We start from the raw sequence: 22,816 nt of genomic DNA on the forward strand, positions 1-22,816 counted from the left end.
AATAGACATCCGCTCTATTTCCTTTTTTACGCTTCTGAATAAGATAAAAGTAAATGCATGAAAATAAATTTATATACATTTTTTATAAGTCAAGGTTATCAAAGTGTTCATGCCGTATCGAAATTCGATCCGTAAGGCAAAGAATTAATAGTTGTAACCGTTGATATACTAAGAATCATAGCTAGAATCTAAGAGAGGAAAAAATTTTTAAAAACATCTAAATTTTCTCTTGCAAAAATAGCTGTTCGTTGTTAAAGTAATGTATATATATAAATCGTCATTATAGTTTTATGCAAAAAGGTCATGAGCTTAGAAGCTCTTTTCTTTTACTTATATTTGTATAAAAATAATATAAAAGGTATTAATATTCAATGGAGGGACGAGAAATGAATAAAAAGAAAGTAGTATTAGCATATTCTGGAGGATTAGATACATCTGTAGCCATCAAGTGGTTGTCAGATAAAGGATACGATGTTATAGCTGTTGGTTTGGATGTTGGTGAGGGTAAAGATTTAGATTTTGTAAAACAAAAAGCGCTAGATGTAGGAGCCATTGAATCTTACTCGATCGATGCTAAGAAGGAGTTTGCAGAAGACTTTGTTTTACCAGCTCTTCAAGCTCATACGATGTATGAAGATAAATATCCATTAGTTTCTGCTTTATCGAGACCTCTTATTTCAAAAAAATTAGTTGAAATAGCGGAGCAAACAGGTGCTCACGCCGTTGCACATGGTTGTACAGGAAAAGGTAATGACCAAGTCCGCTTTGAAGTGTCCATTCAGGCGCTAAACCCACATCTTAAAGTATTAGCACCTGTCCGTGAATGGGCATGGTCACGAGATGAAGAAATTGAATATGCGAAGAAAAATAATATTCCGATTCCTATCGATCTTGATAATCCTTATTCAGTCGATCAAAATCTATGGGGTCGTGCAAATGAATGTGGAATTTTAGAAGACCCTTGGGCAACTCCTCCTGAAGGAGCCTATGAATTAACAGTATCGATCGAAAATGCACCAGATCATGCTGATATAGTCGAAATAGAATTTGAACAAGGCATACCCATTGCATTAAATGGTGTAAAGTATTCATTAGACCAGTTGATTTTAGCATTAAATGAACTAGCAGGTAAGCATGGGGTTGGGAGAATAGATCATGTTGAGAATCGTTTAGTAGGGATCAAATCTCGTGAAGTTTATGAGTGTCCTGGAGCGATGACTTTAATTAAAGCTCATAAAGAATTGGAAGATATTACTCTTACAAAAGAAGTGGCGCATTTTAAGCCAATTGTTTCGAAAAAGTTAACAGAATTAATTTATGACGGATTATGGTTTTCTCCTTTACAACCGGCATTATTAGCCTTTTTAAAGGAAACTCAAAAGTCAGTTACAGGGACGGTTCGCGTTAAGTTATTTAAAGGTCATGCGATTATTGAAGGTAGAAAATCTCCATATTCACTTTATGATGAAAAATTAGCTACTTATTCAACCGATGATGAATTTGATCACAGTGCTGCAGTAGGGTTCATTTCACTTTGGGGATTAACGACAAAAGTCCACAGTACAGTGAACAAGGAAAAAAAGGAGGTTACACTGTGACAAAGCTTTGGGGAGGACGCTTTACAAAAACAGCAGAAGAGTGGGTTGACGCATTTGGTGCGTCAATCGGCTTTGATCAGAAGCTTGTGGACGAAGATATAGAAGGCAGTCTTGCTCATGTAACAATGTTGGGGAAATGTGGAATTATTCCAGGGGAAGAAGTAGAGTTAATTAAAAAAGGGTTAACTAAGCTAAGGGAAAAAGCAAAGGCAAATCAATTAGAGTTCTCTGTCCAAAACGAAGATATCCACCTGAATCTAGAGAAGCATTTGATTGATGAAATTGGATCAGTCGGCGGAAAATTACATACAGGTAGAAGTAGAAATGATCAGGTTGCGACAGATATGCATTTATATTTGCGAAAAGAAACGAAGGAAATAATGAATGCATTGAAAAAACTCCAGAAAGCACTTGTCGGACAGGCTGAAGAGCATGTAGAAACCATTATTCCGGGTTATACTCATCTACAACGCGCACAGCCAGTTTCTTTTGCTCATCATCTTTTAGCTTATTTCTGGATGTTTGAACGAGACTTTGGACGCTTAAAGGATAGTGAAAAACGTTTGAATATTTCTCCATTAGGAGCCGGCGCTCTAGCTGGAACAACTTTTCCGATTGATCGTAATTATACAGCTGAGCTGTTAGGGTTTGATGGAATATATGATAATAGTTTAGACGCTGTTAGTGACCGAGACTTCATTGTTGAATTTCTATCTGCTTCAGCTACTCTTATGATGCATTTATCTAGATTATGTGAGGAATTAATTTTATGGTCCTCTCAGGAATTTCAATTTATTGAAATCGATGATGCATTTGCAACAGGAAGTAGCATCATGCCACAAAAGAAAAATCCAGATATGGCGGAGCTCATTCGTGGCAAAACGGGTAGAGTGTATGGGAATTTATTCTCATTATTAACGACATTAAAGGGATTACCACTTGCGTATAATAAGGATATGCAGGAAGACAAAGAAGGTATGTTTGACACAGTAGAAACGGTAAAAGGATCATTGCTTATATTTGCTGGAATGATTGAAACGATTACGGTGCGGACAGATGTAATGGAAAAAGCAGTTCATCAAGACTTTTCGAATGCGACAGAATTAGCAGATTATTTAGCAACAAGAGGAATGCCTTTTAGGCAGGCTCATGAAGTTGTTGGAAAGCTTGTATTAGTCGCTATTCAAAAAGGGGTCTTTTTATTAGATTTACCTTTTCAAGAATATCAAGATGCCAGTGAATTATTTGAGGAAGACATTTTTGAAGTGCTTCAACCTAAAACCGTCGTTGCTAGAAGAAACAGTGCGGGAGGAACAGGTTTTACTCAAGTAAAAGTAGCTTTGAAAAAAGCAAATGAACTTTTAAATTAAGAATAAGAACTCTAAGAAATGCAAGGATTACTCATTCTGCACCTTAGAGTTCTTATTTTTTTATTGTATTTCCATTATATTGGTAGAATGTTTGGCAAGCTGTAGTACATATTAATTCATAAAAGGGAGGATTTACTTAATGATACCTAATTCAAAGCTTTCAAACAGTCAGTTGCAATACGATGAAGAAGGAGAAAGAATGGTTCATGAGCAAGTGATGGATATATATCGTGAATGTGGAGTGTCTGAAGAAGATGAACAACTAAGAGAAAATAAAAGTAAATAATTGTGAGAAGAATATCGCGAAAGCTTAGTCCTTTTCGATGTTCTTTTTTTACATTTTTTTATGACCGTAGTATGATCATATAAAGATTAGATGATTAGGCTTAGGGAGGTAAATATGAGGCGACATGCTTTTATAACAGCAGGAACAAAAGGATTGGGGTATCAAGTAACACGAGCTCTACTAAATAAAGGATATTCTGTGACGGTTACTTATCATAAGGATGAAGAGGCAGTAGAGAAAATGAAAACGGAATGGAAGGATGCAGCAGAGCGATTACAGTTTTTAAAAGTGGATGTAACCAAAAAAGAACCTATCACAGAGGCGGTAGAGTCAACGATCAAGAAATTCGGACGAATTGATATGTTAATTAATAATGCAGGGCCTTATATTTTTGAAAGAAAAAAATTGATTGATTATGAAGAATCCGAATGGTATACGATGCTTGAAGGAAATTTGAGTGCTGTCTTCCATTTATTGAAAAAAGTCGTACCTGTTATGAGAGAGCAAAGATTCGGGAGAATAGTCACCTATGGATTCCAAGGAGCGGACCATGCTCCAGGATGGAAAAATCGAGCGGCATATGCCGCAGCTAAGGTAGGTTTGGTTTCATTAATGAAATCTATATCTATTGAGGAGGCGGAGTATGGTATTACCGTTAATATGGTTAGTCCTGGTAACATATTAGGAGAAATGAAGCAATCGACGATTAAAGAAGCAAGGTTAGAGCAAACCGGCAATACTCCTATTGGTCGTTCAGCCACAGGAGAAGACATTGCTCGGACTATATTATTTCTTTGTGATGAAAATGCAGATATGGTTACGGGAAGTGTCATTGAGGTTACGGGTGGAGTAGATGTCATACATCGTGAACGTTAACTCGCATGTATAGCAATGGTCATTTTGCATCACCTTATAGTTGAGGTGTTTAAAATGATTAAAATGAGTAAAATCTTATTCGTTATAAGTACATTATTATTCTTCATTTGCAGTTCCTTTCAAGTTAATGCCGATGTTTCTGGTACAAGGCTAATGACGATATCCTCGGTGCGTATCACGGTTGTAGATAGTGGAATAGAATATGAATGGGAATATGATAACCCATCGCATTATGAATATGAAGAAGGAAATTATGTCCAAAAAGGTGAAAACGCAAAGCAGGAAGTGGAAGAAATGGTTAAGCTAATGGAAATTGATGAGCATCAGACCATTGAAAATATGATTAGTTTGTTAAAGAAAAGGTATCATCAACTTGAAAAAGTAGATATACGCTACATGGATGGTAAAAGTCATTTATATATTTGGACATGGAAGGCGTAGTCGCTAAAAGGAGTTGAGAAGATGAAAATTGGTATACCTAAGGAGCTAAAAAACAACGAAAATCGCGTCGCACTTACACCTGCAGGAGCCTTGGCACTAACCCAGGCAGGGCATGAAGTTTTCGTAGAGAAAGATGCTGGATTAGGATCAGGGTTTCAAAATGAAGAATATATGTTTGCAGGTGCCAACTTAGTTGAGGCAGCTGTCGATGCTTGGGCTCAAGAAATGGTCATAAAAGTGAAAGAACCCATCCCTTCAGAGTACGCTTTTTTTAGAGAGAATCTTATTTTACTTACCTATTTACACTTAGCTCCAGAAATTCAGCTCACTTCTGAATTAATTAAAAATAAGGTGATTGGGATTGCTTATGAAACCGTGCAGTTAGATAATCGTCAGTTACCATTATTAACTCCCATGAGTGAAGTGGCTGGAAGAATGGCGTCGCAAATAGGAGCTCAATTTTTAGAAAAATCGAAAGGTGGAAAAGGTATTCTTTTATCAGGGATACCTGGTGTAGAAAGAGCGAAGGTTTCCGTCATTGGAGGAGGGATTGTCGGTACGAACGCAGCAAAGATTGCAATGGGATTAGGAGCTGATGTAACGATTTTAGATGTTAACCCAGAACGTTTAAGGCAGCTCGATGATCAATATGGCCGAGAGCTACAAACATTAATGTCAAATTCTATGAATATTGATGATGCGGTTCGTCGCTCTGATTTGGTTATTGGTGCCGTTTTGATTCCAGGTGCAAAGGCCCCTAAGCTTGTTAGCGAAAAAAGTGTCAAGGAAATGGATGCAGGTTCCGTAATTGTAGATGTTGCCATAGACCAAGGTGGTATTTTTGAAACCATTGATCGGATGACTACTCATGACCATCCAACGTATTTGAAGCATGATATTTTACATTATGCGGTAGCTAATATGCCTGGAGCTGTTCCGAGAACATCGACAATAGGCTTGACCAATTCTACATTACCTTATGTACTTCAATTAGCGAATAAAGGCTATAAAAAAGCTTGTTTAGAAAACCCTGCCCTTTTAAAAGGGATTAATACTTTATCAGGGAGTGTCACATATAAAGCCGTAGCTGAAGCTCAAGCAATTCCTTTCGAGAATACCAAAAGTTTATTAGAGAATTTATGAGCCCGCATAAAAAAAGCTGGACACTTTTTAGAAGATAAAAGGTTTCCAGCTTAGTTTTGTTATTGGATTTTTTAGTGAGGGCAAATTTTAATTAACTAGTAAACCTACTTAATGATTCATTATGAAGGTTTAATGATTTGCAATTCCTTTGGATATTGAGTGAGTGTCAAAGCTTTACCGTTTTGGATCGCAATATCGTCTTCGATCCGCACCCCTCCATATTTAGGAACATAAATACCCGGTTCAATCGTATACACCATAGCTTCTTGAAGGATTAGCTCATTTGTTTCATTAATAGAAGGCCACTCATGAACATCCACTCCGAGTCCGTGTCCCAAACGATGTGGAAAATAATCACCATAGCCTTCTTGCTTAATATGTGAACGAGCAGCCAGATCAATTTCTTTTAATTTTGTACCGACCTTACTAGCTGAAATGGCTTTTTCTTGGGCATGCAAAACAGTGTGGTATATTTCCTCCTGCTTCTCAGACAGATTACCAAAGCCAACGGTTCTTGTAATATCTGAGCAATACCCTTCCCAAACGACTCCAAGATCAAATAAAACAAAGCTCCCTTCCTCAATTGGGTTCAACCCTGGGTTTCCATGTGGGTTCGCTGAATTAGCTCCGCTTAGTACAATGGTGTCAAAGCTCATCTCTGTTACACCTTTTTTCTTAAGCTCATATTCAATCGTTGCAAGTACTTCAAGCTCCGTTTTTCCTTTTCCTAAGGCGGATACTCCTATCTCAACCCCTAAATCAGCAAACCTTGCTGCTTCTTGAAGGATATCTAGCTCTTCTTTTGTTTTAATAAGGCGAGCTTGAGATAAAGATGGCTCAATATCATAAAGCTCTACATGTTCATTTAGATTCAATAATTGTTGACTTCTTTGATAAGACAATGAACTTGGTTCGATTGCTAGTGCATGTTTAGAAATAGAAGTCTGATTTAAATGGTTAGATAGAATGTCCCAAGGATTGTCAGTGTCTAGATAGGTTAAAATGAGCTCTTTCCATCCAGCTTCTTTTATTAATGGCTGCTCCATGAGCGGAGCGATGATAAATGGTTCAGAATGTGCAGGGATAATAACGGCGACTAATCGCTCATGCGGTTCACATCGAAAACCAGTTAAATAGAAGAAATTAGCTTTTTCTTGAATAAAAGCAAAATCAAGTTTCTCATTTTTAAGATGTTGCTGTAATGTTTGAATACGCTGTTTAATCATAAGGCTATGTCCTTTCTCATCTCGTGTATTTCTCTCTTCTCTAATCTACCATGTTTTCCATCGTTTTAGTATCCTTTAAAATGGGAATAGAAGTAATACAAGTAAAGGCAAATAGGAGATGATAGAAGTGAAAGTAAGCTACCATGGACATTCGGTTGTGATGATTGAGACGAATGGCAAAAAAATAATGATTGACCCATTTATCTCTGGAAATGGCAATACTGATTTACAGGTGGAAAACTTAGAAGTGGATGTTATTTTATTAACGCACGGTCATGATGATCATGTTGGAGATACGGTGACTTTAGCTAATCAAAATAATGCGCTTGTCATCGCACCATTTGAGCTAGCCACATTTCTAGGTTGGCAAGGAGTCGAAAATATACATCCTATGCACTTAGGCGGTGCGCATGAATTTGAGTTTGGGAGAGTGAAGTTAACTCAAGCCTTTCATGGATCTTCTTATGCCTTTGAAGAAGAAAAGAAGATCGTATACACAGGAATGCCAGCGGGAATTCTTTTTACAGCAGAAGGGAAAACCATTTATCATGCAGGAGATACAGGCTTATTTGGAGATATGAAATGGATAGGAGAAAGAAATGCTATTGATGTGGCTTTTCTACCGATAGGAGACAACTTTACAATGGGGCCAGAAGATGCTGAAATCGCGGCTGAATGGCTACAGGCTAAAAAGGTCGTACCTATTCATTATAATACCTTCCCTTTAATCAATCAGGATGGTAAGAAATTTACCGAGAGTTTATCAAATAATCAAGGCTTATATTTAGAGGTAGGCCAGCATTTTGAACTATAGAATATTAGTAATACTTGGTTGAAAAACAAAGAAACGCTTTTGAGACAATGGATTCTCAAAGGCGTTTTTTTTGGTCCTTCCTCTAATTGATAGGAGTGACACTGGGAATGAGGGTTCCTCCGATTATAGGGTCCTTTCTTTTGCCCTTATCCGATGAATGGAGTTGTTTACGGTCGAAAAGAGCACTGCTGTTTGCTTAAACTCTCTTTTGAATTCAAAAGGATAGTCCCATTTGCACCTTTCCCTGAATGAGAGGATTTATCTGGTGAATTGAGCGCCTTTGCGAGAACGGTTTTTTTGCTGAAACAGGCTTTTGAAGCTTGTTCTTTTTTTGTGTTCAATATCATAGTAATGAAAAAAAGAGTAAAGGAGTTAAAGTGATATTATGCGACAAAGATACGTCATTTCTTTATTAATAGCTGGGATTCTTTTAATGTATAGCATTGATTATTTTTCTTTAGCATCATCCGGTTTAGAACTAGCTTTTTATATAAGCTGGCTTTTATTTGGAGGTTGTGTTTTATTAGGGAACTTTATAGGGCTGTTATATTCAAATAAAAAACCTGTATCTATTAAAGAGGATGCAGTTAAAGTGAATGAGAATAAGGGTTTTAGAGAATTTGGAAGATAAACTTGATACACCACTCTAACAAACGTATAATAAAAATAGTACAGTTTCTTGTGCTTGATTATTTACAAAGGAAGAGTGGTGGCTCCTTTTGGCTACAAAGCATGAACAAATATTAACTTATATTTCAGAATTGCCTGTCGGTGCTAAGATTTCAGTTAGATTGATCGCAAAAGAACTTTTATTAAGTGAAGGAACCGCTTATCGAGCAATAAAAGAAGCTGAAAATAGAGGATTAGTCAGTACGATTGAGCGAGTTGGAACGATTAGAATTGAAACAAAAAAGAAAGATAATATAGAAAAGTTAACCTATGCAGAGGTTGTCAATATTGTGGATGGACAAGTATTAGGTGGTAGAGAAGGGTTACATAAGACGTTAAATCGTTTTGTAATCGGTGCCATGAAGCTAGATGCCATGATGAGATATGTTGAAGCCGGAAATTTATTAATCGTAGGTAATCGTTATAATGGACATAAACTTGCTTTAGAGGCTGGCGCTGCGGTTTTAATTACAGGAGGGTTTGATACAAGTGACGAAGTGATTGATTTAGCTAATCAGCTTCAGCTCCCAATTATATCTACAAGCTACGATACCTTTACGGTTGCAGCCATGATTAATCGTGCTATTTATGACCAGTTAATTAAGAAAGAAATCGTCTTAGTAGATGATATATTCATTCATATTCATGAAACCTTTTATTTATCTACTTCTGATACGGTTGATAAGTGGCAAGAATTGAACGAGAAGACGGGTCATTCTAGATACCCTGTCATCGATCATCAGCTCAAGGTACACGGAATGGTAACGGCAAAGGATGTAGTAGGAGTACCTAAGGATACTCTTATTGGAAAAGTAATGACACCTAATCCAATTACCGTAAATGAAAGAACCTCTGTCGCATCTGCTGCTCACGTTATGGTCTGGGAAGGAATTGAACTTTTACCTGTCGTTGATTCTGAGAAAAGATTTATGGGAATTGTAAGTCGTCAAGATGTATTAAAGGCCTTGCAAACGGCCCAAAGACAGCCGCATGTAGGTGAAACCATTGATGATATTGTCACAAGTAGAATGGATGAAAGTAAAGAGGAAGTGGATGGCTTTAAATGCGATGTAACTCCACAAATGACTAATCAATTAGGAACGATTTCTCATGGTGTAATGACAACGCTGGTAACAGAAGCTGGTAGAAGAATGTTAAGAAAACATAAAAAGGGCAACGTCGTTTTAGAAAACATTACGATTTATTTTATAAAGCCTGTTCAGATAGATAGTGTCATTACGATAACGCCGAAAATTTTAGAGATTGGTCGAAAGCATGGTAAAGTTGATGTAGAAATGTATTTTGAGAATGAAATTGTTGCAAAGGCTTTATTAATGGTCCAGCTGATCGATTAAAAATTATAAGAATGAAAAACAAAAAAACCTCGGAAAAGAACTAAAAAAGTTCATTCCGAGGTCATTTAAAATTAATTTTTTTCAAGTTGTGGCAAATAATGCTGAATGGCTCGGTAGCCATGAAAAATATTGAAAGCACCCACTACCGCAAAGATAATCCCGATAATAGTATCAAAGGCACTTCTTGGATTAACGAATAAATTGATTCCAAAAGCGAGCATTAGAAATCCGAGCGATAAATTAGCTTGGGATTGATAAATTTGTTTTAATAAGGATTCTGGGGTACGCCAGAATCGAATTTTATTATAAAGAAAAAATACAAGTGAGAAAATGATTATAATAATCATGAATTTTTCCATTCTTGATAAACCCCTTTCAACAGTTGAGCCTTTACGTGTATACTTCATCTATTGTAACGTGTTCTAATTGAAAATACTAGAGAGGGAAATTTGAATAAAAAATGAACACTTTTTAGGAGGACTTTATGCTGAAAGAAATAATAAATGATATATTGGAAGCGAAAACGATTGTCATCCATCGACATGAACGACCTGATCCTGATGCTATCGGGTCTCAATTAGGATTAAAAACACTTATTCTATCAATGGATCCAAAAAAAGAAATTTATGCAGTTGGTGATGAAGAGCCTTCACTAGGATTTCTAGGAACGATGGATCAGATAGAGGATGAGATATACAGTGATGCGCTAGTTATCATTTTAGATACAGCGAATCAAGAAAGGATTAGTGATAAACGCTATCGCTTAGGAAAGAAAGTTTTAAAGATTGACCACCACCCTGAAGAGGATAACTATGGAGATTCTAATTGGGTCGACACGAGTATGAGTTCAACAAGTGAAATGATTGTAGCTTTAATTGAAGCATCATCTATCATTGAAAAAGGCTTGAATTCAGAGGTCGCTCTTTTACTTTATGCAGGGATCGTTGGAGATACTGGACGTTTTCTTTATAATAATACAACAAAAAACACGTTGAGTAGAGCAGGAAAGCTAGTAGAGAAGGGTTTTGATCAAAACCATTTTTATTCTCAATTTCATCATAAAGAGATTAAGATAGCGCGTCTAGAAGGCTTTGTTCTTCAACATTTTACCTTTCATGAACGAGAAGGTGTAGGTGAAATGAGATTAAATAAAAAGGATTTAGAGGAATTTGGAGTTACTTCTAGTGAATCTTCACAATTAGTAAATATTTTCTCCAGTGTTGAAGGGTTAAAGTCATGGGTGTTTTTTGTAGAGGATGAAGAGAAAATTCGTGTACGATTACGTTCAAAAGGTCCTATCATTAATCAGCTTGCTAAGAAGTTCAACGGAGGTGGACATCCTTTAGCTTCTGGTGCGACGGTTTACTCATGGCAGGAAGCTGATCAGCTTCTGTTTGAATTAAAGGAATTATCTAAGCAATAAACGAAGAGAGCGTTAAGAACAAAGTCTCCAAGACTTTGTTCTAGTTAGCGCTTTTGTTTAATATGAATCTCGATATGAAGCCGTAAAGTCGTATAAAGGGAATGTCCCTTTATTTCAACTGTATACTCTGTTTCGTTAACAAGGTAGGTTTTATTTTGAATGGTACGATATAATAAATCTAAAGATTCATCTACACTTTCTATATCCTTTCTTTCCATAAAATCAAGCTCCGCAAGTACTTGTTGCTTCAATTCAAAAAGAGTAAGCTGACTTAATTTCATTTCACGTTCATTGGTAATTCTTACTTGAATATCTTGTACGGTCAACTTTTTTAGGTTTTCTTCGTTTAAAACGATTTGATCAATTTTTAATTGTTCAATGTCTGCTTCTAAATGTCTAATCATCCCTTCTTGCTTTCCAATTTTCACGACCATATCCTGATAAACTTGACCATAATGTGAAAGAAAGAAAATCCAACCTACGATCACCCCTAAAGCAAGTCCAGCAAAAAAACGTTGCCAGCCAGGACGTTTATAATAAGGAGGGATTCGCATTTTATTGTTCACCACCTACCAGCCATTGTAGTAAGATGGTTCCGGATTGTGCACCGATTAGGGCTGTGAAAAGCATCATAAGTGTTCGTAAAATGTCATCATGTATTCCAGAGAATAAACCTCTTTCAATACTGGTAATGGCATCAAAGGAACCACCTATGGCAGCCACAATGGCCCAAATTTTTAAAGATTGAGATAAATTATAGATTTCAGTTAAGGGTGGTTTGCCCGTTAAAAAAGCACCAATACTACCTATTAAAGCACCACCAATAATTACACCAAAGGCAACAAAGAAAACATCTACTAGACTTGACAATAATTCTCTAGTCATTACAATCACCCTTCTAACTTGTATTAAAGGTCTGTTGTAATCAATATATGGCTTGGTTAAAAAAATCATGCAAAAAGATTAGAACTTTTATGTATAGACTTTTTTAAACTATAATAAAAGGAAAAGGTTTGGAGCGAGGGATCATATGAAATGGGTTCAAACAAATGTCTATAGTGAGTACAGCTTATTATCATCAACCAACCGAATAGATGATTTAGTGAAATCAGCTAAATCATTAGGCTATGAGGCGCTTGCTTTGACAGATCATCATGTGATGTATGGAGCAATTCCTTTTTATGAAGCTTGTCTTAAATATCATATAAAGCCGCTATTAGGATTAGAAGTAACCGTCATGGATGATGAAATGGGTGAGCAGCAACTCTATACAAAACGCCTTATTGCAAAATCGGAAGAAGGCTACCGTTCGTTAATTAGGATTGCCTCTGTATTGGGCACAAAGAATCCGAAAGAAAGCTATCTAACAAAAGAGGAGTGGCTAAATTATGTAAAAGGCTGTGTAATCATCCTTCCTTTTTATAATGGTGGTCATCAGTTCCATCTCAAAAATCAAAATCAGGCAACCGCTATACAATGGATCAAAAATTGGACAAAAGAGACATGGTTAGAAGATACATATATAGAACTGAATGGAGATGGGGAACAAGAAAGCTATCAGCGAGCTCAGCTCATTGAATTAGCAAAGCAACTTCAAATGAAGTATATACCGGGGAGGCCTCTTCGTTTTCTTTTTAAAGAAGATAGAGCAAGTTATCTAATTTTAAAATCGATTAAATTAAGGAAGCCTGTTGAACATATTACGTTAAGTAAGGAAGAGGAAAACGCTTATTTTATTAGTCTAGAAAAATGGCAAGCATTTTACGGAGATATTCCAAACGTTACAGCTAACATGGATAAGCTTATAAAGAGCTGTCAAGTTACGTTGGAGTTTAATCAGCTACAAATGCCTCAGTACCCATTAAAAGAAGGAAATCGCTCTCAATATTTAAGGCAGTTGTGCGAAAAAGGATTAAAAAGTCGATATCCATTCGTGACTGATGAAATTTCTGAACGATTAGAACATGAATTACAAATTATTCAAAGCATGGGCTTTGAAGATTATTTTCTCGTCGTTTGGGATTTTGTCCGCTTTGCCAAAGAACAAAATATTCTAGTTGGACCAGGTCGTGGATCGGCCGCAGGCTCCCTTGTAGCCTATTTATTAGCGATTACGGAAATTGACCCGATCGAATATCAATTATTATTTGAACGGTTTTTAAATCCGGAACGAAAATCTCTACCAGATATTGATATCGATTTTCCGGATCACAGGCGTGAAGAAGTAATTGAATATGTTCAAAAGAAATATGGTGAAAAGCATGTTGCTCAAATTATGACATTTGGTACATTTGCAGCGAGGGCGGCAATAAGAGATGTAGGAAAAGCTTTAGGTGTTCATGCTTATCAAATAGAAAAAGTGGCTAAAATGATTTCTTCCAGATATCACACAACCATTGAGCAGACTCTTGAACAAAATCAAGAATTGGTTACTTTATGTCAGCAATCTGAGGAAGTAGCTAGGATGCTAGAGCTGGCCCATAAAATTGAAGGACTACCGAGGCATGTATCGACTCATGCAGCCGGTGTTATCATCAGTAAATCACCTATTACTCAATATGTCGCACTACAAAATGGTGGATCAAATGTTTATATTACACAAGCTCCGATGGAAGTCCTTGAAAAATTAGGGTTTGTAAAGTTTGATTTTTTAGGGCTACGTAATTTAACGGTGCTAGAAAATATGAATGAAATGATTTATAGAGAAACTGGAGAGGCTTTAGACTTTTTAAAAATACCACTAACGGATAGCAAAGTATATGAACTATTAGCTAAGGGTGAAACGACAGGGATTTTTCAATTAGAATCTCCTGGAATGAGAAAGGTTTTAAGACAGCTAGGTCCAAAAAACATCGAGGATATTGTTGCTGTAAATGCGTTATATCGCCCGGGTCCAATGGATTTTATTCCTAATTATATAGAAGGAAAGAACGCGAAAGATTCGACTATTCATTACATTCATCCAGACTTAGAATCTATTCTAGGCATTACATATGGTGTTGTCGTTTATCAAGAGCAAATTATGCAAATCGCTGTGTATTTAGCGGGATATTCACTAGCAGAAGCCGATTTATTAAGAAGAGCTATAAGTAAAAAGAATAGAGATGAGCTCTTAAAAGAAAAACAGCATTTTATAATGGGATCGAAAGCAAAAGGATACTCTTCTTCAATAGGAGAAGAAGTATTTAAATTAATAGAACGTTTTGCTAACTATGGATTTAATCGTAGTCACGCAGTGGCATATAGTTTCATTAGCTATCAATTAGCGTACGTCAAAGTGCACTTTCCAGCCATCTTCTATGCTGCTTTGCTATCAAGCGCTGTCCATCAATCTGATAAGCTCGTTGAATATTTAGAAGAAGTTCGTAATGCGGGTATTCGAATTTTACCTCCATCCTTGGAGAAAAGTGGTGCTTATTTTACAGTGGAAGAGCGCCATATTATTCGGACAGGATATCTTCCAATCGACCACATAGGATTGCAAGCGGCAAAGGAATTACTCGTGTTGAAACAGCAAGAAACACCAAAGAACCTATTTGAATTTTGTGTGAAGGTTAATCTTAAAATCATAAATCGTAGAATGATTGAAAATCTAATTAAAGCAGGTGCCCTTGACTTTTTTGAAGAGGAACGAGCAACCATGTTGGCGACCATAGATGAAGCTCTTGAATATGCCGAGCGTGTTCGTGAATTTGAGGAGGAAAGTGCAGGTTTATTTACTATTTCTCTTGAAAGACCAAACTATATATGGCAAGAACCTCTTTCAGATTTAGAAAAGCTTGAATATGAGTTTGAAGTGTTTGGTTTTTACTTGTCCGGTCATCCTATCGAAAAGTATGAAACGGTATTAGAAAGTTTTAAAAGAACAACAATTGAACAAGCTTTAAAGGAAAAAAGAAATCTTTGTAGAATTGCTGTATTAGTCGTAAATATTAAACAAATAAAAACAAAAAAAGGCGAGTATATGGCCTTTATAAAAATGAGTGATGAAACACGACGTTTTGATGGTGTGATCTTTCCAAAGATTTGGAAAGAGTCTGCAAGTACTTTTAAAGAAGGGCAATTACTGCTGCTTGAAGGTAAATTTGATTATTCTAAGGAAGACAATCAATTTATTATCAACAAAGCTAAGTCATTAGAAGTACTAACAAGAATTAACCAGATAAACTATTCAAAAGGGTTGTTTTTGAAGATACCTTCAGAGATAAAAAAACAAGAGGTTATGGCTACCATTCATCAAATTGTTCGGGATTATCACGGGCATTCTCAAGTGATTGTTGTTGATGAGGCTACAAAGAAAAAAGTTCAGTTACATGAGAAGGTTAATGGCTCAAAAGAGCTAATAAAAGAATTAGAAGACTTATTAGGAATAGATAATGTTGTTTTTAGTCCGTGAGTAGACAACCTAAGAATTAGGGTTGGCTAATGAAAGAGGATCATTTATAATAGTAATGTTTTAGTGGTCAGACCAGTGAGTCAATTCCAATGAATCGTGAACTCAGAAGGATAAAAATAAGGAGAGTGACCTTTGTGTCCACATTAAAAGAAGAAGCATTGCACATTCACCGTGTGAATCAAGGAAAGCTAGAATCAAAATCAAAAGTACCCGTTAAGACAGCCAACGATTTAAGTTTAGCTTATTCTCCAGGTGTTGCCGAACCATGTAAAGAAATTTTTGAAGATGTTGAATCGGTATATGAGTATACAATGAAAGGGAATATGGTTGCGGTTGTAAGTAACGGTACAGCAGTCCTAGGGTTAGGTAACATAGGTCCTGAAGCCTCTTTACCTGTTATGGAGGGTAAGGCTGTATTGTTTAAGTCATTTGCAGGTGTAGATGCTTTCCCTATTTGCTTACGTTCTGAAAATGTTGACCAAATTGTAGAAACGGTCAAATTATTAGAGCCTACATTTGGTGGGATAAATTTAGAAGATATTGCAGCACCAAGCTGCTTTGAAATTGAAGAACGATTGAAGAAAGAAACGAATATACCTATCTTTCATGATGACCAGCATGGAACAGCTATCGTTACGTTAGCTGGTTTAATTAATGCCCTGAAATTATCAGGCAAGAAGCTATCTGAAATTAGAGTCGTAGCAAATGGAGCGGGTGCAGCAGGAATTGCTATTATAAAGTTGCTTCACAGAATGGGTGTACGTGATATTATTATGTGTGATTCCAAAGGGGCTATTTATGAAAATCGACCATTTGGTATGAATGATGTCAAAGCAGAAGTTGCTAAATATACAAATAAAGATCAAAAAGAAGGTTCCTTAGCAGATGTTATTGTTGGAACAGATGTATTTATTGGTGTTTCAGTTGCAGGTTCTTTAACGACTGAAATGGTTCAATCTATGAATGCTGATCCGATTATTTTTGCTATGGCTAATCCTGATCCTGAAATTATGCCAGTGGATGCGAAAGCTGCTGGAGCTAGTGTGATTGGAACAGGCCGTTCTGATTTCCCTAACCAAGTAAATAACGTTCTTGCATTTCCAGGGATTTTCAGAGGTGCATTGGATGTCCGTGCTACACATATCAATGAGGAAATGAAGGTAGCTGCGGTATATGCAATAGCTGACTTAGTAAAACAAGAGGATTTATCAGCAGACTATGTGATTCCTGCTCCTTTTGATACGAGAGTTGCTCCTGCGGTAGCAGCTGCAGTTGCTAAGGCAGCGATGGAAACTGGGGTTGCAAGAAAAAGGGTAGACCCAGAAAGCATTGCTGAAAAAACGAAAAAGTTAGCAATCATTGGCCAAAATTCTTAATAGATACAAATCAGGCTTCTAGTTAAAAGCAGAAGGAGTTACCGTGCAATCAAAGCGTTTTTTAGATGTGATTAAAGAAATCAATCATTTAATAATCGAGCAACACTTAAACGCTGGTGATCAACTACCGTCTGAGCGAGAGCTAAGTGAACGCTTATCGGTAGGCCGTTCTTCTGTCAGAGAGGCGCTACGAGCATTAGAATTATTAGATGTAATTGAAACACGACGGGGGGAAGGTACGTTTATTAAGCCTTCAAGTAGCCATCGTCTCGTCGATCTACTATTAATGTTTATGCTACGAAACGACGAAGCAAAAAATAATTTAAAAGAAACGAGAATTATTATTGAGTTGGAATTAATGAAGTTAGCGATGCCTAACTTTACAAATAGAGATTATATGGAGTTAAATGATTTAATCTCTAAGCAAAAAAAGCAGAAACAGCAAAAAAGGTATGAGTTAGATTACCTTTTTCATAAACAATTAATAGAGATATCAAAAAATAAATTAATGATTAATATATGGACTTCACTAGTGGAGTTTAATAAAGTTATCTGTTTAAATGATTATCATCTAGGCGATAGTGAACAAGCCGTCATCGATCATCAAGAAATACTTGAGTCGATGTATCAGCATGACCAAGAGAGGTTACTATTTTTATTAAATCGTCATCTTAAAGAAACCCACTTTTAAAAAGAAGTAAATAGTAGTGGTTATAAATTAAAAGCTTGACCATACAATAAATTATCTTTATGTTTTTCAATAGTTAAGCTTCCATTATTGGGTACGATGAATTAAGGTGGCAAGTGAGGTGCCAAAATGAATATCAAGGATTTATTTGTCAAAAAGAAGCGCTATGCTACAATCCCCTCTGAAAGAGCTAAGCAAGAGGTGCCAGAAGGCTTAATGACCAAGTGTCCTTCTTGTCGTACGATTATGTATACAAAGGAATTAAAAAAGAACTTATTAGTTTGTGCTTCTTGTGGACATCACCACCGAATGAACGCTTATGAAAGAATCGCTAGTTTATTTGATGAAGGAAGCTTTAAGGAATATGACCAAGGAATTACGAGTGAAAATCCACTAAACTTCCCAACTTATGAACAAAAGCTAGAGGATATAAGGAAGAAAACGGGACTTAATGAAGGGATCGTTACTGGAGAAGGAACGATCAATGAAGGACCAGCTGTGGTCGCTGTTATGGACCCTCGATTTATTATGGGAAGTATGGGCTCAGCAATTGGTGAAAAAATTACAAGGGCTGTAGAAGAAGCAGTTAAAAAGAAATATCCGTTTATTTTGTTTTCTGCATCTGGTGGAGCGAGAATGCAAGAAGGTGTTTTAAGTCTAATGCAAATGGCTAAAACAAGTGCAGCGTTGGAGAAATTAAGTCGTGAAGGCTTACTCTTTATTTCGATTATGACACATCCAACAACGGGTGGAGTTTCGGCTAGCTTTGCTTCTCTTGGTGATTATAATTTCGCAGAACCAAAAGCACTAATTGGTTTTGCTGGAAGACGAATCATCGAACAAACGATTAGACAAGAGCTTCCAGAAAACTTTCAAACAGCTGAATTTTTATTAGAGCATGGGCAGTTGGACCGAGTGATTCATCGCTCAGAATTGAAGGAAACACTAGCAAACATTATTGATATGCACCAAGTGTAAAGCCTATAAGGGGGTACCGAAATGGCAACAGATCTTAAGTTTGAAAAACCTATTATTGAATTGAAAAATAAGATTAACGAATTACGTTCTTTTACTGAAGAAAAAGAAATAGATTTATCAGAGGAAATTAAAAAATTAGAGTCACGACTACAAGATTTAGAAAAAGAAATTTACGGAAATTTAAAGCCGTGGGAAAGAGTTCAAATAGCTCGTCATACGGAAAGACCGACGACGTTAGATTACATTTCTCATCTTTTTAGCAACTTTATTGAATTACATGGTGATCGTTTGTATGGAGATGATCCAGCTATTGTGGGAGGGATTGCTAAATTTGAAGGCAAACCTGTAACGGTAATTGGTCATCAACGTGGGAAAGATACAAAAGATAATATTTATCGTAATTTTGGAATGCCACATCCAGAAGGCTATCGAAAAGCTTTACGCCTAATGAAGCAAGCCGATAAGTTTAACAGACCTATTATTTGCTTTATTGATACAAAAGGTGCGTATCCTGGGAAAGAGGCAGAGGAACGTGGACAAAGCGAAGCAATTGCCCGTAATTTAATCGAAATGGCTGGATTCTCTGTTCCTATTATTTGTATTGTCATTGGTGAGGGAGGTAGTGGTGGAGCTCTCGCTTTAGGTGTAGGCAATCATATTCATATGCTTGAAAACTCTACTTATTCTGTTATATCACCTGAAGGTGCTGCCGCTTTATTATGGAAGGACGCTTCTTTAGCACAAAAAGCAGCGGAGACAATGAAAATAACGGCTCCAGATTTAAAACAGCTGGGTGTGATTGATGAAATTATCCCTGAAGTCAAAGGTGGAGCTCATCGTGATGTTAAAGCGCAGGCGTCATTTATAGAAAAAATCATTAAAGAATCATTACAGCAATTAACTCTTTTATCGAAGGAAGAGCTTATTGAACAAAAATACATGAAATACAAAAACATTGGAGAATATAGCGTTGTAAGCGATAACAACAACAGCAGATAAAGTGCTTTCTATAATATGGAAGCACTTTTTTCCATGTTTAAATGTACGAACTCTTGATTAGACTTTGGTTAGAGAATAGGAATGAAGATGGTTCTGTCCCATCGTTTGATTTGGAAGTTTATAGGGTATTCGATTAAATAAAACGCATTCATTTCCTTTTAATAAATTTCCTTTAAAGGAAAGTGAAAAAATGTCTTAATATTCACCGGTTGGTTATTGTAATCAGCGATTGATAGTGGTATTTTTTAAAGGGTATGTAATCCATTTAATAGTCTAGCATTATTTTATTTAATTTGATCTTAGTATTATAATAAAGAAGTCAACGAGCGTATTTTTATCCATTTTGATTTTATATATAGAAGTAGGAGGATTTTTGCATGAAAAGAATTGGGGTATTAACAAGTGGTGGCGATTCTCCAGGAATGAACGCTGCTATACGTGCGGTTGTCAGAAAAGGTATTTATCATGATTTAGAGGTTTATGGAATTAAATATGGATATTCTGGTTTAATAGCTGGAGATATTCATAAAATGGAGTTAGGTTCTGTAGGTGACATCATTCACCGAGGTGGAACCATGCTTTATACAGCACGTTGCGAAGAATTTAAAACATTAGAAGGTCAACAAAAGGGTATTGAACAGTTAAAGAAGTTTGGGATTGAAGGGCTCGTTGTAATTGGTGGAGATGGCTCATTTCAAGGTGCGAAAAAGTTAACAGAGCACGGGTTCCCAACGATTGGTGTGCCTGGTACTATTGATAATGACATTCCAGGAACAGATTTTACAATTGGATTCGATACAGCTTTAAATACGGTCATTGATGCGATTGATAAGATTCGCGATACGGCAACTTCACATGAAAGAACATATGTGATAGAAGTCATGGGCCGTCATGCAGGTGATTTAGCTCTTTGGTCAGGTTTAGCAGATGGTGCAGAAACGATTTTAATTCCTGAGGCTGATTTTGATATGGATCAAATTGTCAGTCGTTTAAATAGAGGACAGGAACGTGGCAAAAAACACAGTATTATTATGGTTGCTGAGGGCGTTGGAAATGGATTTGATTTCGGTAAAAGAATTAGTGAAGCGACAAATATGGAAACTCGAGTAACGGTATTAGGCCATATTCAACGTGGTGGATCTCCAACGGGCTTTGACCGAGTTCTTGCAAGTCGTTTAGGAGCAAAAGCTGTGGATTTACTTTTAGCAGGAGAAGCAGGAGTAACAGTTGGAATCCAAAACAATAAACTTGTCCATCATGATATAGAAGAAATTCTTTCACAAAATCATCAAATCGATTTAGATATGTACAAGCTATCACAAGAACTTTCTATCTAAGTAATAAAAATTAGAATAGATATAAAATTTTAGGAGGCAATTATGAGAAAAACGAAAATTGTATGTACGATAGGTCCAGCAAGTGAAAGCATTGATAAGCTAGTAAGCTTAATGGAAGCTGGAATGAATGTAGCCAGATTGAACTTCTCTCACGGAGATTTTGAAGAGCATGGAGCTCGTATTGTAAACATTAGGAAAGCATCTGAAATGACAGGGAAGACGGTAGCGATTCTATTAGATACAAAAGGTCCAGAAATTAGAACCCAAACATTAGAAAATGGCGTGGCAGAATTAAAAGCAGGGCAACAGCTTGTAATTTCTATGACAGAGGTTGTCGGAAATAGCGAAAAGATTTCAATTACATATCCAGAATTAGTTCATGATGTAAAAGTAGGATCTAAAATTTTACTAGATGATGGTTTAATCGAGCTAGAAGTGGCAGAGATTTTAGAATCAGCAATTGTAACAAAGGTTTTAAATAGTGGAGTATTAAAAAATAAAAAAGGTGTAAACGTTCCGAATGTAAGTGTGAATTTACCAGGAATTACCGATAAGGATGCAGCAGATATTAAATTTGGAATTGAGCAAAATGTGGATTTTGTAGCAGCTTCATTTGTTCGTCGTGCGGCTGATGTTCTTCAAATTAGAGAGCTACTTGAAAGTAATAATGGCTCACATGTTAAAATCATCCCTAAGATTGAAAACCAAGAAGGTGTCGATAATATTGATGAAATCCTTCAAGTTTCAGATGGTTTAATGGTTGCTCGTGGAGATTTAGGCGTAGAAATTCCAGTAGAGGAAGTACCGTTAGTTCAGAAGATGTTAATTAAAAAGTGTAATGCTGAAGCGAAGCCTGTTATTACAGCTACGCAAATGCTGGACTCTATGCAAAGAAACCCTCGTCCTACAAGAGCTGAAGCAAGTGATGTAGCTAATGCCATTTTTGATGGTACGGATGCGATTATGCTTTCAGGAGAAACGGCAGCTGGAGACTATCCAATCGACGCAGTAAAAACGATGGACAAAATTGCCGCTCGTACTGAAAAATCACTAAACTACAAAGCTATTTTAAGCAAGAAAACGAAAGAAGAAGAAGCGGCAACAACGACTAGTGCCATTGGACAATCGGTTGTTCATACGGCTTCAAACTTAAATTCACCGTTTATCCTTTCGGCAACAGAAAGTGGCTACACAGCTCATATCGTATCTAAATATCGTCCTAAAGCAGATATTATTGCGGTTACTAGTAACGAGCATATCGTTCGTCAATTAAGTCTTGCATGGGGAGTTTATCCGGTGCTAGGAGAAAAAGCACAATCGACGGATCATATGCTAGAAACAACAGTGGAAGCTGCCTTGAAAACAGGAGTGATTAAGCAAGGTGAGAGAGTTGTTATTACGGCTGGAGTTCCAGTTGGTGAGTCGGGTACAACTAATTTAATTAAAGTTCATGTTATTGGAGAAGTGGTTGCCAAAGGACAAGGCATTGGTAAAAGCTCGGTAACAGGTAAAATTGTGATAGCTCATGATGCAGCTGAAGCAAATGAAAAAGTCCAAGAAGGCTCTATCTTAGTAACGCAAAGTACTGATAAAGATATGATACCTGCCTTTGAAAAAGCAGCGGCCGTTATTACTGAAGAAGGCGGTTTAACGTCTCATGCTGCAGTTGTTGGTATTAGTCTAAATACTCCTGTAGTAGTAGGGGTAGATGGTGCATTAACGTTATTTGCAGAGGGTGATGAAGTAACGGTTGATAGCACTCGTGGAGACATCTATAGAGGACACGCTAGTGTACTTTAAGATTTTCTGTTAAAAACAAAGCTTTGAGAATTCAAGTTCTC

Annotated in this window: 21 protein-coding genes; 17 read left to right on the plus strand and 4 right to left on the minus strand. The window is 36.6% G+C overall.

Translation table 11 applies throughout. The annotated features are described in order from the left end of the window. Positions 1–386: 386 nt before the first annotated feature. From AZF04_RS09405 to ald, 6 genes are all read left to right on the plus strand, one after another. A complete protein-coding gene (locus tag AZF04_RS09405) occupies positions 387–1,598 on the plus strand; it encodes an argininosuccinate synthase (RefSeq protein WP_061948491.1) in 1,212 nt (403 codons plus the stop codon). Next, on the plus strand, positions 1,595–2,968 hold the full coding sequence (gene argH, locus AZF04_RS09410) for an argininosuccinate lyase (protein WP_061948492.1): 1,374 nt from the start codon (positions 1,595–1,597) through the stop codon (positions 2,966–2,968). Before AZF04_RS09405 ends, argH begins: the two co-directional genes overlap by 4 nt. A 139-nt stretch (positions 2,969–3,107) precedes the next feature. Beyond that, positions 3,108–3,254 (plus strand): hypothetical protein, encoded by a 147-nt coding sequence (locus AZF04_RS21180; RefSeq protein ID WP_156479515.1) that lies wholly within the window; start codon positions 3,108–3,110, stop codon positions 3,252–3,254. Between the two features lie 114 nt (positions 3,255–3,368). After that, a complete protein-coding gene (locus AZF04_RS09415) occupies positions 3,369–4,130 on the plus strand; it encodes an SDR family oxidoreductase (RefSeq protein ID WP_061948493.1) in 762 nt (253 codons plus the stop codon). Between the two features lie 54 nt (positions 4,131–4,184). Then, positions 4,185–4,571: a hypothetical protein gene (locus AZF04_RS09420; RefSeq protein WP_061948494.1), complete on the plus strand. Its 387-nt coding sequence runs from the start codon at positions 4,185–4,187 to the stop codon at positions 4,569–4,571. Positions 4,572–4,592: 21 nt separating this feature from the next. After that, positions 4,593–5,714 carry an alanine dehydrogenase gene (gene ald, locus AZF04_RS09425; RefSeq protein WP_061948495.1) on the plus strand — a complete coding sequence of 374 codons (1,122 nt, stop codon included), beginning with the start codon at positions 4,593–4,595 and terminating at the stop codon, positions 5,712–5,714. Positions 5,715–5,833: 119 nt separating this feature from the next. Here the strand turns inward: ald and AZF04_RS09430 are convergent, their stop codons facing one another. Next, positions 5,834–6,940 (minus strand): M24 family metallopeptidase, encoded by a 1,107-nt coding sequence (locus AZF04_RS09430; protein WP_061948496.1) that lies wholly within the window; start codon positions 6,938–6,940, stop codon positions 5,834–5,836. A gap of 127 nt (positions 6,941–7,067) precedes the next feature. Between AZF04_RS09430 and AZF04_RS09435 the strand changes: the two genes are divergently transcribed. The 3 genes from AZF04_RS09435 (at position 7,068) to AZF04_RS09445 (ending at position 9,778) form a co-directional block, all read left to right on the plus strand. Beyond that, positions 7,068–7,754 carry a metal-dependent hydrolase gene (locus AZF04_RS09435; RefSeq protein ID WP_061948497.1) on the plus strand — a complete coding sequence of 229 codons (687 nt, stop codon included), beginning with the start codon at positions 7,068–7,070 and terminating at the stop codon, positions 7,752–7,754. A 385-nt stretch (positions 7,755–8,139) separates the two neighbouring features. Further along, a complete protein-coding gene (locus AZF04_RS09440; RefSeq protein WP_061948498.1) occupies positions 8,140–8,385 on the plus strand; it encodes a hypothetical protein in 246 nt (81 codons plus the stop codon). An 88-nt stretch (positions 8,386–8,473) separates the two neighbouring features. Next, positions 8,474–9,778 carry a CBS domain-containing protein gene (locus tag AZF04_RS09445; protein WP_061948499.1) on the plus strand — a complete coding sequence of 435 codons (1,305 nt, stop codon included), beginning with the start codon at positions 8,474–8,476 and terminating at the stop codon, positions 9,776–9,778. A gap of 71 nt (positions 9,779–9,849) precedes the next feature. Here AZF04_RS09445 and AZF04_RS09450 read toward each other — a convergent pair whose 3' ends face one another. Beyond that, on the minus strand, positions 9,850–10,137 hold the full coding sequence (locus AZF04_RS09450; protein ID WP_061948500.1) for a YtpI family protein: 288 nt from the start codon (positions 10,135–10,137) through the stop codon (positions 9,850–9,852). A 125-nt stretch (positions 10,138–10,262) separates the two neighbouring features. Between AZF04_RS09450 and AZF04_RS09455 the strand changes: the two genes are divergently transcribed. Then, complete coding sequence (locus AZF04_RS09455) at positions 10,263–11,201, plus strand: DHH family phosphoesterase (RefSeq protein WP_061948501.1); 939 nt, start codon at positions 10,263–10,265, stop codon at positions 11,199–11,201. Positions 11,202–11,245: 44 nt separating this feature from the next. On the opposite strand, the gene ytrI is transcribed toward AZF04_RS09455, so the two are convergent. Together ytrI and AZF04_RS09465 are read right to left on the minus strand one after the other, a co-directional pair. Continuing rightward, positions 11,246–11,755, minus strand: coding sequence for a sporulation membrane protein YtrI (gene ytrI / locus AZF04_RS09460; RefSeq protein WP_061948502.1), 510 nt, complete (start codon positions 11,753–11,755; stop codon positions 11,246–11,248). A gap of 1 nt (position 11,756) precedes the next feature. Beyond that, a complete protein-coding gene (locus AZF04_RS09465; protein WP_045481137.1) occupies positions 11,757–12,086 on the minus strand; it encodes a YtrH family sporulation protein in 330 nt (109 codons plus the stop codon). Between the two features lie 145 nt (positions 12,087–12,231). Between AZF04_RS09465 and dnaE the strand changes: the two genes are divergently transcribed. From dnaE to pyk, 7 genes are all read left to right on the plus strand, one after another. Then, positions 12,232–15,597 carry a DNA polymerase III subunit alpha gene (gene dnaE / locus AZF04_RS09470; protein ID WP_061948503.1) on the plus strand — a complete coding sequence of 1,122 codons (3,366 nt, stop codon included), beginning with the start codon at positions 12,232–12,234 and terminating at the stop codon, positions 15,595–15,597. A 134-nt stretch (positions 15,598–15,731) separates the two neighbouring features. Beyond that, positions 15,732–16,973, plus strand: coding sequence for an NAD(P)-dependent malic enzyme (gene ystJ / locus AZF04_RS09475; RefSeq protein ID WP_082795296.1), 1,242 nt, complete (start codon positions 15,732–15,734; stop codon positions 16,971–16,973). A gap of 43 nt (positions 16,974–17,016) precedes the next feature. Further along, positions 17,017–17,664: a FadR/GntR family transcriptional regulator gene (locus tag AZF04_RS09480; protein ID WP_061948505.1), complete on the plus strand. Its 648-nt coding sequence runs from the start codon at positions 17,017–17,019 to the stop codon at positions 17,662–17,664. Positions 17,665–17,790: 126 nt separating this feature from the next. Beyond that, on the plus strand, positions 17,791–18,639 hold the full coding sequence (gene accD, locus AZF04_RS09485; protein WP_061948506.1) for an acetyl-CoA carboxylase, carboxyltransferase subunit beta: 849 nt from the start codon (positions 17,791–17,793) through the stop codon (positions 18,637–18,639). 21 nt (positions 18,640–18,660) lie between these two features. Continuing rightward, complete coding sequence (gene accA, locus AZF04_RS09490) at positions 18,661–19,638, plus strand: acetyl-CoA carboxylase carboxyl transferase subunit alpha (RefSeq protein WP_061948507.1); 978 nt, start codon at positions 18,661–18,663, stop codon at positions 19,636–19,638. A gap of 377 nt (positions 19,639–20,015) precedes the next feature. Beyond that, positions 20,016–20,975 carry a 6-phosphofructokinase gene (gene pfkA / locus AZF04_RS09495; RefSeq protein WP_061948508.1) on the plus strand — a complete coding sequence of 320 codons (960 nt, stop codon included), beginning with the start codon at positions 20,016–20,018 and terminating at the stop codon, positions 20,973–20,975. Positions 20,976–21,017: 42 nt separating this feature from the next. Beyond that, positions 21,018–22,775, plus strand: a complete 1,758-nt coding sequence (gene pyk, locus AZF04_RS09500; protein WP_061948509.1) for a pyruvate kinase — start codon at positions 21,018–21,020, stop codon at positions 22,773–22,775. Positions 22,776–22,816: the final 41 nt, after the last annotated feature.

It is taken from the genome of Alkalihalobacillus trypoxylicola, from assembly GCF_001590785.1.
Classification (GTDB): Bacteria; Bacillota; Bacilli; order Bacillales; family Bacillaceae_D; genus Alkalihalobacillus; species Alkalihalobacillus trypoxylicola.